General features: G+C 45.5%; 10 protein-coding genes. 3 read left to right on the forward strand and 7 right to left on the reverse strand.

Annotation, left to right across the window (positions count from 1 at the left end):
* Positions 1–362: 362 nt before the first annotated feature.
* Positions 363–2,210, forward strand: a complete 1,848-nt coding sequence (locus RLO19_RS07310) for a TolC family protein (RefSeq protein WP_446355139.1) — start codon at positions 363–365, stop codon at positions 2,208–2,210.
* A gap of 89 nt (positions 2,211–2,299) precedes the next feature.
* Here the strand turns inward: RLO19_RS07310 and lptC are convergent, their stop codons facing one another.
* The 5 genes from lptC to RLO19_RS07335 all read right to left on the reverse strand — a co-directional run bounded on the left by lptC (position 2,300) and on the right by RLO19_RS07335 (position 6,697).
* Entirely contained in the window at positions 2,300–3,445 is a 1,146-nt protein-coding gene (lptC, locus tag RLO19_RS07315) for an LPS export ABC transporter periplasmic protein LptC (RefSeq protein ID WP_446355141.1), read from the reverse strand.
* A gap of 92 nt (positions 3,446–3,537) precedes the next feature.
* Positions 3,538–4,644: an RRXRR domain-containing protein gene (locus tag RLO19_RS07320; protein WP_446355143.1), complete on the reverse strand. Its 1,107-nt coding sequence runs from the start codon at positions 4,642–4,644 to the stop codon at positions 3,538–3,540.
* Positions 4,645–4,914: 270 nt separating this feature from the next.
* Entirely contained in the window at positions 4,915–5,532 is a 618-nt protein-coding gene (locus tag RLO19_RS07325; RefSeq protein ID WP_446335852.1) for a LabA-like NYN domain-containing protein, read from the reverse strand.
* Positions 5,533–5,838: 306 nt separating this feature from the next.
* Positions 5,839–6,084 carry a hypothetical protein gene (locus RLO19_RS07330; protein WP_446355145.1) on the reverse strand — a complete coding sequence of 82 codons (246 nt, stop codon included), beginning with the start codon at positions 6,082–6,084 and terminating at the stop codon, positions 5,839–5,841.
* 439 nt (positions 6,085–6,523) lie between these two features.
* The gene (locus RLO19_RS07335) at positions 6,524–6,697 is read right to left on the reverse strand and encodes a hypothetical protein (RefSeq protein ID WP_446355147.1); all 174 of its coding nucleotides are present in this window, start codon (positions 6,695–6,697) and stop codon (positions 6,524–6,526) included.
* A gap of 239 nt (positions 6,698–6,936) precedes the next feature.
* Between RLO19_RS07335 and RLO19_RS07340 the strand changes: the two genes are divergently transcribed.
* A complete protein-coding gene (locus RLO19_RS07340; protein ID WP_446355149.1) occupies positions 6,937–7,782 on the forward strand; it encodes an alpha/beta fold hydrolase in 846 nt (281 codons plus the stop codon).
* 239 nt (positions 7,783–8,021) lie between these two features.
* Positions 8,022–8,921 carry a beta-carotene hydroxylase gene (gene crtR, locus RLO19_RS07345; protein ID WP_446355151.1) on the forward strand — a complete coding sequence of 300 codons (900 nt, stop codon included), beginning with the start codon at positions 8,022–8,024 and terminating at the stop codon, positions 8,919–8,921.
* A gap of 337 nt (positions 8,922–9,258) precedes the next feature.
* Here the strand turns inward: crtR and RLO19_RS07350 are convergent, their stop codons facing one another.
* Positions 9,259–9,897 (reverse strand): SGNH/GDSL hydrolase family protein, encoded by a 639-nt coding sequence (locus RLO19_RS07350; RefSeq protein WP_446355153.1) that lies wholly within the window; start codon positions 9,895–9,897, stop codon positions 9,259–9,261.
* A 193-nt stretch (positions 9,898–10,090) separates the two neighbouring features.
* Complete coding sequence (locus RLO19_RS07355) at positions 10,091–14,236, reverse strand: transporter substrate-binding protein (protein WP_446355155.1); 4,146 nt, start codon at positions 14,234–14,236, stop codon at positions 10,091–10,093.
* Between the last annotated feature and the right edge of the window lie 114 nt (positions 14,237–14,350).

The following is a 14,350-nucleotide window of genomic DNA, read 5'->3' on the forward strand; positions in this document are numbered from 1 at the left end:
TTCCCTATTGCTGGCTCAGTCCCGGTTTCAACTCATAATGAGTGTATATCGCTGCAAGCTTAGGTGGGGATTTCAACCATTGTTATCATAGCACAAAATTCCCCCTCGAAGGGGGAGGCTTGTGACCCAATTTTTCGGTCAATGGTCTAATTTAGTTAATGGTGGCTGGGGGTGAATCGCCACAACCTTAGGGTAAGCTGATCAAGCTAGATGCTGCTAATTCTTTGTGTCAAGCTTGATTGAGATACTCTGACCTTGACCCAGTTTGCCAAGCTCGCAGCTCAACGATTATTCTGCCTATGGTGACTCTACCAATGGAAGCAAAATAATTTTTTTTAGACTAAAGACCCAACTTTAAACTTATGCCAACGTTTCGTGATTTTGTCGCTCTAGGTGTGGGGACTGCGATCGCTCTGATCTATACAAAACCAAGCGCCTCTCAAAATTTCCCGTCGCCGCTTAGCTTTCAACGTCAAGCCCCGACTCATCAAAGTGATGGGGTGACACACAGAAGATTGACAGACGTTGAGTCCCAATCGACTGAGGAGAACTTACTCGTAGATGCAGAGGATCACTCCATTCCTAAGGTTAACTCTCCTGTGAACACGATAGAGGAGCCAACTCCGGCAAACAGAAGTGAATCCTTGACCTCTGCAAGTGAACCCGTAACCTCTGAAACTGAAAATTCCCCCAATCCCTCAGAACTTGCTCAAGACTCTAGTAACAGACGGGTTACTCAAGAGCCAGACAGATTGATTGTTCAATCCCCTGAATCTATCCCATCCCTGCCCACTCTGGAAGAACCAGAAACACCCTCACCCGACTTTCTCACGCCAGATATCGAACCTTTGCCGATACCGTCTACCACCCCTGATCTACCGATATTAGAATTACTCAATCCCAGTGCCAATCCATTGCTGTTTCCCACCAAACCAGAAGAAGTCCAAGTGCAAACGACTCAGCCAATTACCCTAGAACAGGCAATAGAATTGGCACGGCGAAACAATCAACAGTTACAAATTGCTAGATTCCAGTTAGAACGAGCGGAGTTTGCCCGGCAAGAAGCCCTAGCTGCCGAGTTTCCATCGATTAGCGCCATTGCCGAATTTATCCGCACTGAGTCGGAAACAGGGGTACAAGAGCTACTGGGTCAAACTAACCAAACTATCACATCGACAAACTTTGAGAGCCGACTGGAATTAAATTATGCCGCCTATACGGCGGGGCGTCGCCCAGCAGCCATTCAAGCCGCCGAACAACAGGTACGCTTCCAGCAACTGGGTTTAGAAAGCATCCTGGCAGATTTACGACTCAATGTCACCAGCACTTACTACAATTTGCAACAGGCAGATGCCCAAGTAGAAATTAGCCAAGCGGCTGTCAATGATGCGGCTCGCAGTTTGCGGGATGCCCAGTTACTCGAACAAGCTGGCTTAGGAACTCGATTTGAAGTGTTGCAGGCGCAGGTGGAACTTGCCAATAATAATCAAGCATTAACAGACGCGATTAGTCAGCAACGCATTGCCCGCCGTCAAATTGCTCAATTGTTGAATTTAGATCAGCAGGTGGGCATCTCTGCGGCTGATCCCATAAATGTGGCGGGAGATTGGGAACTTTCCTTGGAAGAAAGCATTATTTTGGCGTTGAAAAACCGGGCGGAGTTGGAACAGCAACTGGTACAACGCAATATTAATGAACAACAACAGCGCATTGCCCTAGCGGCGAATAAACCCCAGTTGAATCTATTTGCCCGATATAATATTGCCGCCCAGTTGGATGATAGTGATGGTCCGACTGATGGCTTAACTTTAGGAGCGCAACTCCAGTGGAATTTCTTTGATGGGGGAGCGGCGAAAGCCAGAGCCAGACAAGCCGAAACGGATGTCGCGATCGCGGAATCCGAATTTGCCAATGAACGTGACCAAATCCGCTTCCAGGTTGAACAAGCTTTTTTCGAGCTAACAGCCAGCCAGGAAAATATTCAAACGGCATCCTTTGCCCTAGAACAGGCACAAGAAAGCTTACGATTGGCACGGTTACGATTTGGTGCTGGGGTGGGTACTCAAACCGATGTCATTAATCAGCAAACGGCGTTAACTCGTGCCAGAGTCAACCTGTTGACAGCAATTCTGGACTACAACCGAGCGCTAGCACAGCTGCAACGGGCGATTAGTAATCTTCCAAATAGTATTCTTTTTGATTTACCTTGACCTTGGCTAGATCATTTTCAATTATTCTCGCAATTGTTCCACGCCTTACGTCTGGAACAGGCTTCCCTATCTCCCCCAGCCTTTGTACTCTAGGGGACAATTTCGGTAACGACGCGATCGCTGCTAGAGCCACTCCTGACGATCATACTCTGATCCTGTAATTTACCCTCGGCGGTGGCTCCGGTTACGTTAAAGGGGGGATCGACTTGTTTATAAACGACATTCCCTGACGCCTGCATCTTCTGAGTGGGAATGTCCCACCTGACCTGATTGGCGTAGAGTTCGGCTTGATTGCGACTACCCACACCTTGGACACCTCCCCTTAAATTGGCGACTTCGCTCCCCAAATCTACCTGTCCCTGATTAGCAGTAATCACAACCTTCTCTTGCTGATGGACAATCTGAACAGGCTGATTTGAGCGTACTGTTTCCGCCTGGACGTCCCAGATTGCTTCATTGCTGGATATTAAAACCGGGGGATCAATGGACGTAAGCTGAACATTATTTTTCAGGATAGCTATTTTGGTGTTTAGGTTATAGTCAGTCTGGTTAGCGACTACGCGATCGGTCACAGTATTATCCTTATACCGTTCCATTTGAGTCCGCTGATCCCCAATTAACTTTTTTTCTTTGATTTGCCAAGTCAACTGCTCAGTTTTCAGTTGCACATTGGGGTCTTTCGATATTGTCTGTACAGACCCTTTGAGTTCCATTTGCTCTTGGCGTGTTAAATACCGCCCTTCATTCGCTGTGACCTCGATTTGTTCAGGATGGCGTCCCTCTAAATTTCGGCGCACCACTAATAAATCATCCTGGGGTAACCACTCCAATTCCTCACCCTTGAACACTGCACCATTGCGGGTATCTGTAGCCGTAATTTCTCCTCGCAGAAAGATTTGTTTGCCATCTTCCCGGACTTCCCCGCTCTTGGCTGACACTTTTAAAATAATCTTTCCATCCTGAAATAAATCACCGATTGGCTGTTCAACTTTAGCTATTTTTTTATCTTTACTGTATATCGCTGTGTCAGCTTTTACCCGCCATAAAGGGCGACCTTGTTCATCAGCTTGCTCCAAGGTGACATTGTTAAACACAAGAGAGCCTTCAATATCAGTGGCTTTTGTATCTTGTTGAATTTTCTTGACCGTTTGGCTGTCAGTCTGACAGCCGGAGAGTGGGGCAAATGCCAATAGACAGAGGCTCACCGCCAAATATCGTTTCCAACTCAACATCATTGGAGCAAGCTTATGTGCAATTTTGAGGGTTAGCCATCGTCTACCTCGCGGGACTCTGACTTGGAGCGAAGCAACCCGGAGGGGGATAGAGGTCAAACCTTACCGTTCGACGCGGTAAGGTTTGACAATCCCACTGTTGAAACCAGTCCGGTGTTTCGCTGCAACAACTGGACTTTTTTTGCGGTAAATCGCCCGACGCGCTTCCAGTGAGCATCGCTGACTGAAACTTGGCTTTTAGTATCACCAGAAACGTAACCGTAATGGGTGACACCTGCTTTAACTGCTTTGACGTAATCGCCCTTCCTAAAACCGTGACAGGTAACTGTTCCACCGTACTTGCGTCGTCCTTTCCCTTTAACGGGAATCATCAGGTGTAGCTGACGACGGCATACCGGAGGGCGATTAATCACAGCAAACTGGCACGGCGTCACCTTGATAGACCCTAACCAAGTACCACTCTTACCCTTGATTTGGCGATACCGCATGAACTGGGAAGCGGCGAGGCAAATACCGTCAACAGCATGGGCGGCGGGTGACTCCTCTGCCTTGTTTTTAGCCTTGGGTAAACCGAGGTACTGTCTCAGGGTTGAGGTGTACCACCCCTCCTGAGTGTGAACAGCGTAACCAGCTTGTTCTAACTGCTCTATTTGCCAGTATTGACCAACCATTGCAGGACTAAAACTTTTATCACCTCTGGCTTTAATCACCTCAACTACAACATCCCAAAATGGGTAGATTCGTGATAGCTCCTGAATCACCTTAAGCGCTAACTGCTTGTTAGCCCGGATACTAGGGGGTATCTTGTGACCCTTGCGGTTATCGAATCGGTGTTGGCGGTGATTACGCTGGTCGTAGGGAAGGTTACGGTTAATCCGTCGCCCTCGTCGTCCACGGCGCATCATTGCCCGTTGGGTCATGCGCTTAGTCACGTTTTCAAAGGGTAGGTTTAGGTGGGCTAGAAACAGGGTAGCTTTGGTTGATTGAACTGCAATTCCGGTGAACAGTTTGCCCGGATCGACTCCAGCCACAATTTTTTGGGTTTCCTCCCCTGATGGGGGTTTAACTAACTGGACTTGAAAAATGCCTAAGTCGTCATGAACTACCTTGGCTTTGCCTGTCTTTAACCAGCGTCGAACACGGCTGGCTTTGGCTGGCATTAATGGTTTACCTTTCGGCGATAAAACTGGTACACGAATCATGGATATAATCCCTCGTGTGGGTTGTACGTCCCCTCGACCACCGCTCTTCAAAATGTCCTCTCTTAAAGCGCTTAGACAAGTAAGCTTACAAATAGCCCGAACTGGGGAAGTATTCGGGGGTGTGTATCAGTTAACGGCTCGGCGGTCTATTCAACTCTTGCGTTGCCAGTCCTGTCTCTGGCAATCCCTGATTTCAAGCGATAGCTAAATCAGGGTTGTTGAATAGTCCTTACGCCCGAAAACCAAGGACTAATGACTCATAACTTATGACTAATGACCCATGGATTGGTCTCCAGGATCATCCATCATGCCAATACCAGACAAAGGACGGTAGGTATAGTTTTGTCGCGGGGATTTGCGGATACTTTCTTGGATCTGATCCAGATCAATATACCGATCCGCGACGTTAATTAGACTATCGCTAGTCATTGAACGTAAACTAACTACCTCAACCCGCACTCCTCGATAACTGACAGCATCTACAGCATAAGCCAGATCTCCATCACCGCTGACAAGAACGGCTGTATCATAAGACCCAACTAACGCCATCATATCGACAGCAATTTCAACATCCAGATTCGCTTTTTTCGAGCCATCAGGTAACTGCACTAAATCCTTAGCAATTACACGGTATCCATTGCGGCGCATCCACAACAAAAACCCTTGCTGCTTTTCATTGGTGCGATCAACACCAGTGTAAAAGAAGGATCGCAGCAATCGGGAACCTGCAGTTAAACGAACCAACAGTTTCGTGTAATCAATTTCGATGCCTAATTGCAAAGCTGCATAAAACAGATTGGAGCCATCGATAAATATGGCAACCCTACCGCGATTTTCTAAAACTTGTTCAGGTGTAAAAATGGGATCAGTACTAAAATTATTCAACATGATTTTTATGCCTCTGTTTTTTATGAAAGAAATAGATGCCTCCTTCTTCCCAACCATCTTCTCGTCTAGTCAGCCCCAAGTTCCTCGTGGCTGAAAGCCACAGAACACCATTTGGCTTCCATCGCCCAAAAACAGGTGGAGATTTACTTTAGCGCTGATTAGCTAAGGTTCCCCAACGCCGATGAATGACTGATGTTTCATGATCTTAAATGAGAGTTTTTTGGTTAAAGTCAATGGGATAGCCAAGTTTTTGGTAGATATCGATGTTGATCGGGAATAGTCAGCGAGAACAGACAAGCTGCTAGTCTAGCTTATTACCTGATACTGTACAAGACCTGCTAACTTGGGATACTGTTTCCCATTCTTGTACGAACTCCCAAACTCATGTTTGGTAAGGAATAGGTTAAATGAGTTAAGGGCATTAATTCCAGAAATGATGTTTTTGCCGACTTGCCTCAAGGTGAGGACAGTCTGAGTATTAGCCACGCGATCGCTTAACCCTTGCTTGATCAATTCTGGAATATGCTCGCTTGCCACTGTCTTGGTGGACACTCTCTACCCTAACCCTTTGGTAATAAGCATACCTCTTACCTAAGCTTTGGCGAAGTAAGTCCCTAAGTTGGTTGGCTAAGTTGCTCTTGACGCTAAATCTGTTTCTTTGAGTTCGGTGAGAAATCATCGATTGTTTCCTAAAACGCTCTCCCTTACTTGGTTGGCATGGTATTGCCAGTTGGCTTTACTTAACATTTTGCCCAGAATAAGTATTAAATACTACAAAATACTAACAAAGTTTACTAAACTTTGTTTAAAAAAGCTTAAACTAACTAAAAAAAAGAGTTATTTCTCAATATCAGGAATTATTTCGTTAAATTAGCATAGCTCAAGCTCATCTCTAGGTTGAGTGACAGATCAACGGTCTAGATATTGGGCAAAGGCAGCAGGAGAGGTAAGCTCTTTCTCTTTGTCGCCTATTCATATAATAGCTATTTTGTCAACTGCTGTTGTTGAATGGGGGAAGTGCGAGAGTTAGGAGTTTTGACCCAACACTAAGCCCATAGGGCATGGTGCGTGAGTTAACTCTCCTGGTTTCCCAGGCTTCCCCAGCTTTCCCAGCTTTCCCATCCGCCCTATCCTCCCCATCTGACAAAGCTTCCAGACGTTCCACGCCTTACGTCTGGAACAGGCTTTCTCATCTCCCTGATTGTTCCCATCTTCCTCTCCATTTCAATCATCCCCACCTTGAGATATTTGCCAGTCAGCCCTATTACCGCTTATTGTAAAGAAAGATTAAATAACTATCCCTGAGGATTGTATCAGTACTAATCGGTACGGAACAGTGTCTCAGGAGAGAAAGCCCCTACGGGGGAAAGTCATCTAGTATCATCGAAGGGTTGCCTGGAGTCAATGATGCCAGAGCTAAAGAGTCATCCTTATTTTCTCAGACCCCGATCGCACAATCCCGATTATCCCTTATTCGTATTTTTACCGGGAATGGATGGAACCGGTCAGCTATTGCGATCGCAGATGCCCAGTTTAGCCGCAGCGTTTGATGTTCGTTGTTTGGTTATTCCTCCCCATGATTTGAGTCACTGGGAAGACTTAGCCAATCACGTCGTCAGTTTAATTACCAAAGAAATCAGCCAACGACGCTGCCAAAGCGTTTATTTATGTGGCGAGTCATTTGGTGGCTGTTTGGCGCTGAAGGTATCCCTCAGTGCCCCCCATCTATTGCACCGAATCATTTTAAGTAACCCAGCCACATCCGTGAGTCAACCCTCTTGGTTACTGTGGGGATCGCAATGGTTAGGCGTATTACCGGATAATATTTACCACCTGTCTACCTTGACATTGTTACCCGCTTTATCATCCCTCAACCGGATGGTTCCCAGCAATCGCCGCGCCCTCTTAGATGCTATGCGGTCAATGCCTGCAAAAACTATGCATTGGCGAGTCTCAATGCTGAGGAATTTTAAGGTTCATCCAGGACAACTCGAACAGTTGACCCAACCCGTCCTCATCCTCGCCAGCGCTGCTGACCGATTGTGGTCTTCTGTAGCAGAAGCCAAGTTTTTAGTCAAGTATCTGCCAAATGCCACGATGTCAGTGCTACCGAAATCTGGTCATGCCTGTTTACTAGAAACGGATGTCAAGCTATTTGAAATATTAAAACAACAAAATTTTTTAGATTTCAGCCTTCCTCAGCCCGAAACTGAACCCGATTTATCGGAAATTATTGGGGTAGAAGGGTAGAGTTGATCTGAACTATAACAGACGTACCCTGCTACGTCTGTAACACCTCATTTTCCTTACCTTCTTCATCCTCCCCATCTGCCCCATCTCCCAGACGCGCCGTGGCACATCTGGAAAACAAATGTTAAGCTTATCAATCGGTCAATTTTGATTAAATGACCTGATGTCAACAAAACTTTATATTTTTGTTAAGACATCTTATACTACCAATGGATAGTTAATAAGGAGTAAAGACAACGATGTCGGAGGCAATCAAGCCACTGACCGTACCCAGAGAATTCTTGGGTCCCCCCGAAGATTTTAATCTAACGTTACTAATGTTTATAGTAGCGATAGCTCTGATCGTCTTCTCGACCTGCGGTTACTGGCTGTGGGAGTTACCTGCACCCTTGTGCTTTAGCATTAATGTCCTAGCATTGCATATGGCGGGTACGGTAATCCATGATGCCTCTCACAATGTTGCCCACAAAAATCGGATCGCGAATGCGCTGATGGGTCATGGGAGTGCGCTAATGTTGGGGTTTGCTTTCCCCGTGTTTACCCGGGTACACATGCAGCATCATGCCAATGTTAATGATCCAGAAAACGATCCCGATCATTTTGTGTCAACGGGGGGACCTCTGTGGTTAATTGCAGCACGCTTTTTTTACCATGAGGTCTTTTTCTTTAAGCGCCGCTTGTGGCGTAAGTATGAACTGCTCGAATGGTTCTTGAGCCGAGCTTTCGTTGCTGGGGTGATTTACCTGGCTTGTCAGTATGGCTTTTTGGGCTACATTATGAATTTCTGGTTTACCCCAGCACTGGTTGTCGGGTTGGCATTAGGCTTGTTTTTTGACTATTTACCCCATCGTCCTTTTAAGGAACGCGATCGCTGGAAAAATGCTAGGGTTTATCCTAGCCCGATCCTGAATATTATGATTATGGGTCAGAATTACCATTTGATTCATCATCTGTGGCCCTCTATTCCCTGGTATAAATATCAAGGAGCCTATAGAGCTACTAAGCCTCTATTAGCACAAAAGGGCTGTCATCAGTCATTGGGACTGCTACAAGGCAAAGATTTTTTAAGTTTCGTCTATGATATTTTCCTGGGAATTCGTTTTCACCATAAACGGTCTGAGAAAAGTAGGGAAATTTAGAGAATGAGATTGGGTTCGTAGTAGGGGTTTGGTTACCAAACCCCTACTGTCTGAATGGAGGTCAAAAGCAGAGGCGATAAAACCAAAATGCCTAGGGTGCGATCGCGCCTTCTGCTGTGTTCGTAGTAAGGGCTTTAGACTTCAATAAGCTAGGTTGAAGAGAACTCAAGTAACTCAACCAACTCGCGTCTGTCTACCTAGACTGGATTATAAACGTTAACGGTTAGGATCAGGGCGGGTTTATTGAATTAAGGGGTTTCTCGCCACAGGTAACGGTAAAACCCGCCCCTACAAGCCAATTTGTTTTGTCTGTGTTTGGGTTTAATTGTAAAACCGATCAATAAACAACAGTACGCCGTTCTGAGAAGTTATGTTCAGTCATAACGGTAGCGATCGCACGGGCTATTTTTTGTCCCCCAGACATAGACGGTTCTACGGGAGAAATCGTTGAGTAGTCTGTTACTTCATCACAAATCACCCGCAAATCGATTAAGGGTAAACCCGCTTGAACCGCTTGTCGAATAATACAATCATTAAACATCGATAACACGGTAAATGCTAATAGACGCATGACTGGATCAAGGAGGGGACATTGGTCGTAAATTGTACAGAGTGCAGTCGGTTTATCCAGTGACAACACCGCTTTTAACATCTGCTGATAGTTGCGGTAAAACTCCGCTTTCATCGTTGCGATCGCGTCTAACATCTTTGGGGAAGATTGGGTGGATTGAACCAAGATAGAGGCATATTGTAACGCATCATTACCGCCCACACTAATAAATACATGGCTGGCGTCCCTTGGTAAGCGCTGGATTTGGAAATCAATCTCCTGAATCGAATCTCCATCCACAGCTAGAAGAGTTGCCTGATCTCCTTTAGGTAAGCAATTTTTTAGCAAGTCAATGACAGGTAAACCATCAGGTACATAAGCAGCATTGTCAAAAATTGAATCCCCCAGAAGAATAATATGTGCCATGATTTTATACTTTACATGATTTTAGATTGTAGATTTGCCTGTGTAGCGGCGGTCACTCAACAAGAAGTCAAGTAGATCGTCTACAACTGCCCAGATAATCGTTAACTTTTTACGAGTCTATCTATTATTTTGGCATATTTCATGGATCTGATGGTCAAAGTATTGGGATTTTTTTACCGTTATTCATACCAGACTATGCTTGATCACCAATAAGCCAATAGGTCACCATTTCGCCTCTCCCCCTCACATTAATCGCTCCTCGTTTTTCCAACTGGTAGTTATACTTGAGTCGCTCATAAGTCGCTTCAGTGACTTGAATACGTCCAGCTTCACCAGAGGATTCCATCCGGGAAGCAATATTAACAGCATCTCCCCACAAATCATAGATAAACTTTTTCGTACCAATAACCCCAGCAACCACAACGCCTGTATTAATACCAATGCGGATTTTAATATCCTCACCCAGTTCAACTTGAAAGCGTTTCATCGCCCCTTGCATTGCCAATGCCATTTGTGCGATCGCCTCGGCATGATCGGATCGCGGAATTGGTAATCCAGCCGCCACCATGTAGGCATCACCAATCGTTTTTATTTTCTCTAATCCTAATTGATCGACCAACTCATCAAACCGGGAAAAAATATGATTGAGTAACTTAACCAACTCAATCGGTTTTAACCGAGCCCCTAGGGGAGTAAATCCAACTAAATCAGCAAACAAAATGGTCACATCGTTAAATTGTTCAGCAATGACATCTGGATTATTTCTGAGCTGCTCAACAATAGGCTGAGGCAAAATATTTAGCAATAACTGCTCTGACTTTTGCTTCTCTACATAAAGAGCGGCTTCTGCTTGCTTGCGATCGCTAATATCTCGTGCGACTAAAATAGCCGTCTCTGTAGACAGGGGAGAAATCGTTTCCGCTAACCAAATCTCCTTGCCATCAATCCGTAGGGAATATTCAATCGAGACAGTTTCCTGGGTCGATATTGCCTGGAGAATCGCCTGGAGAATCCGATCAGCTTGGGGACGTGGCAAATCCTCATGGAGTTTTCTACCCATCATTGCCTCTGGTAATTTGTAAACATTTGCCACCTTAGTGGGAATCATATTCAGACAGCGTCCCGAAACATCTCTAACTGTCACCCTATCAGTCATTGCCGCAAAGAGAGCTTTCATTTCGGCTTGCACTTTCTTCTGTTGCAGCACTGTTCCCAATTGAGCCGCCATACCATTGACTAACTTGGTCAATCGTTTGTCCTCAGAACCGTTAGCATGGATAAAAAATACCAGGATTGCCAATACTGAAGAGGGGGAACTGAGCAAACAACTGTTCGGTTGGGTTGTCGGTTGATCGGGGTTAACATTGGCAATAATCGGTACACCAAAACCCGCTTTTAAACCACAAGCTGTCGCTGATTCCAATCGCAGCAAAACATCATCGATTTGACTAAAATCCCTGATCCATTGAGAGTGTTGAGTTAACCAAACTTTTCCCGGAATCTCTTCTCCTGGGTAGAACGTGAGTAATTTACTATATTCTCGGAAACCCTCAATGGCTACCTGCAAACTCGGATCAAGTCTTTGGCGTTGACAATGCCAACTGCGGCTAGAGACTAGAATTGACTCATCAGTGGAAGGAATCCAAGCTTCGCCATAAATCCAACCCGTGATTTCGCATAACTGCTGCAATGCTACCTCTAAAGCCGTATCAAAATCGGACGCCGCATTAATTGCCTGAGAAAGGTTTAATAACAGTTTCACCTCTTCTTCCGCTTGTTTGCGATCGCTGATATCCTGCTGAGAACCGACAACCCGCACAGGCTGTCCGTTTTCATTCCATTGCACTTGTCCCCGTGCCAAAATCCATTTATAACTACCATCTTGACAGCGCATCCTGTACTCAAACTTGTACGGGGGAGTTTTTTGCGTTAAATGGTTTTGCAATGTGGCTAAAACTTGATCAATATCCTCTGGATGGACGAGATTACGCCAACGATCGAAGCTTTCCAGTACTGTTGGATCGGTGTAACCTAGCATCCCTCCCAAGTGAGGGGAAGCAAATACTTTTCCAGTGGCGATATTCCACTCAAAGATGCCATCCTGAGTACTATTTAGCACTAATTGCCAACGGTCTTCACTTTTACGTAATGCAGCTTCAGTTTGTTGTTGTGCGGTAATATCCGTAATTAAACCTTCTAGATAAAATACCCTACCATCGGGGTAAAAAATTCCCTGTCCTTGTTCCCAAACCCACTTTAATTCGCCAGTTGCGGTGATAATTCGATAAGTGAGTTGGTAAGAATGGTGATTATCTATAGCCGCTTGTACCTGATCAAATACAGAGTTTTGGTCATCAGGATGAATTAGTTGATTGTACGTGAGTATTTTTTGCTTCGTGAAGGCTTCAACTGGATAACCCGTAAGCTCATAGCAGCCTTCACTGATAAAAAGCATCGTCCAGTCTGAGTCATTGAGACAACGGTAAGCAATACCGGGTATATTACTCATTAATGTTGCCAGACTGCGCTGGCTTTCCGCTAAATCAAACTCGGTTTGGTTACGTTCTCGCGCTTCAATTGCCAAGGACACTAAATCAGCCAGCGATCGCGCGAAATTCTGGTCTTCTGGTGTCCAATGGCGAATCCTTCCCACTTGTCCTAAACAGATGATTCCGGCGATTTCTCCTCTAATCTGAATTGGCACATCCAGAACCGAGGTGATACCCCAGGGAATCAAATAAGACGCCGACAATTCTTGCGTTCTGGGGTCAGTTTGGGCATAATCTGCGGCAATGAGTTGGTCGTGCTGTAATGCCTGAAAATAAATAGGATAGTTCGCCACAGCAAGTTCAATCCCTTGGCTATGGTGGTTTTGATGCTTGTCAAATAGGTCAAAACAGTGGAGTTTGGTTCTGGTTTTGTCAAATAGCCAAATCCCCGTGCGTTCAACGCCCAGACTTTGCACACCAGCTTGATTAATTTCAGCGAAAGCGGCGCTTAAATCTCCTTGATGGATGGCGGGACTTTTGGCTAATTGAGTCAACACCAGATTATGATTACGCAGCGCGATCGCACTTTCCTGTAAGGCTTGTTCGGCTTGCTTTAACTTATGCGTCAATGCTTCGAGTTGGCGCGATTTTTGCTCAGAAAGCCAGGTTTCTTGAATCCCTTGGCTGACTTGAGAGAGCATTTCAATTACTAAGTCTGATTTGTTAAAGTCGAGTTTTTCAACTCCTAACCAAGGAAGCGGTTTAATGAGTTTTTCACTCCTGTGGATCACCTGAAATTGTCCACCGGGTAAAATTTGTCCAATATAGGAATATTTGCCAACATGATGATTGGGTTGAATTTGAATCAGTCCCCCCGGCGCAGCAAAACTTTGATTATATGCCGCTAATCGTACCTGATCCACGGCAAAAGATTGGGCAGATTCGACGGCTAATTTCCACAGGTACACTTGACTGTAAGCCGCTTCAATCGGATCAGAGGTAACCCGATTTGCACCATATCGCGCCTGAAATTGCTGCACAAATCGATTATTTTCAGGTGTATCTAGACTCTGGAAATAACTCCAACTGGCATAATGTCCAACAGCCACATCGTCCAGAGTTTGGAGTTCCACTTCCGCGACACTCACCGCCAGAATTGGAATGTCATCAGCGGTTATCCCTGCGTCTCGGTACTGACGATAGAAAAATTGGTTTCCTTGTCCATTAAGGGTATTGAAAACAACATCCGGTTGGGTTTGTTGAATTCGTGCGATCGCGCCGCTAAAATCTGTCTCCCCTAAGTCTACATATTCTTCCCCGACGACTTCCCCACCTTGTTGCTTGAGTTGGGAGGCTATGATCTTATTTAAAGTGCGGGGAAAAACATAATCGGAACCCAGCAGATAGAATCGCTTTCCTTTGTGAGACAGTAGCCAAGTGACGGCGGGTTCCACTTGTTGATTGGGACAAGCGCCGGTATAAAAGATGTTAGGAGAGCTTTCGAGTCCTTCGTATTGTAGCGGATACCACAGGAGAGCATTTAACGTCTCAAATGTGGGTTTAACCGCTTTACGGGTAGCCGACGTCCAACAGCCAAAAACGGTGGTTACGCCCTCAAATTGAATCAGTTGTTGGGCTTGGCGTTTAAATTCTGCTGGATCAGATGCACCATCAACCACAAGCGGCTCAATGGTTTGACCCAACACGCCTCCGGCTTGATTGATTTGTGCGATCGCCATCAGGGCTGCATCAATTAATGGTCTTTCACTAAGAGCCATTGTGCCAGTTTGGGAATGCAAGATACCAACTCGCACTCCAGATGCAGCGGATGACTGGTTTAAAGGCAACATGATCAAAGCCTAGGGTTATTTTATACAGAGTGTATGAGGAATCTATACATAGTCCTTTTCAAGGCAATTGAGTGGCAACCAGGAGTTTTATTCAAGTTAAAGTCTAATCACACA

It is taken from the genome of Coleofasciculus sp. G2-EDA-02, assembly GCF_040226375.1.
Lineage (GTDB): Bacteria > Cyanobacteriota > Cyanobacteriia > Cyanobacteriales > Coleofasciculaceae > Coleofasciculus.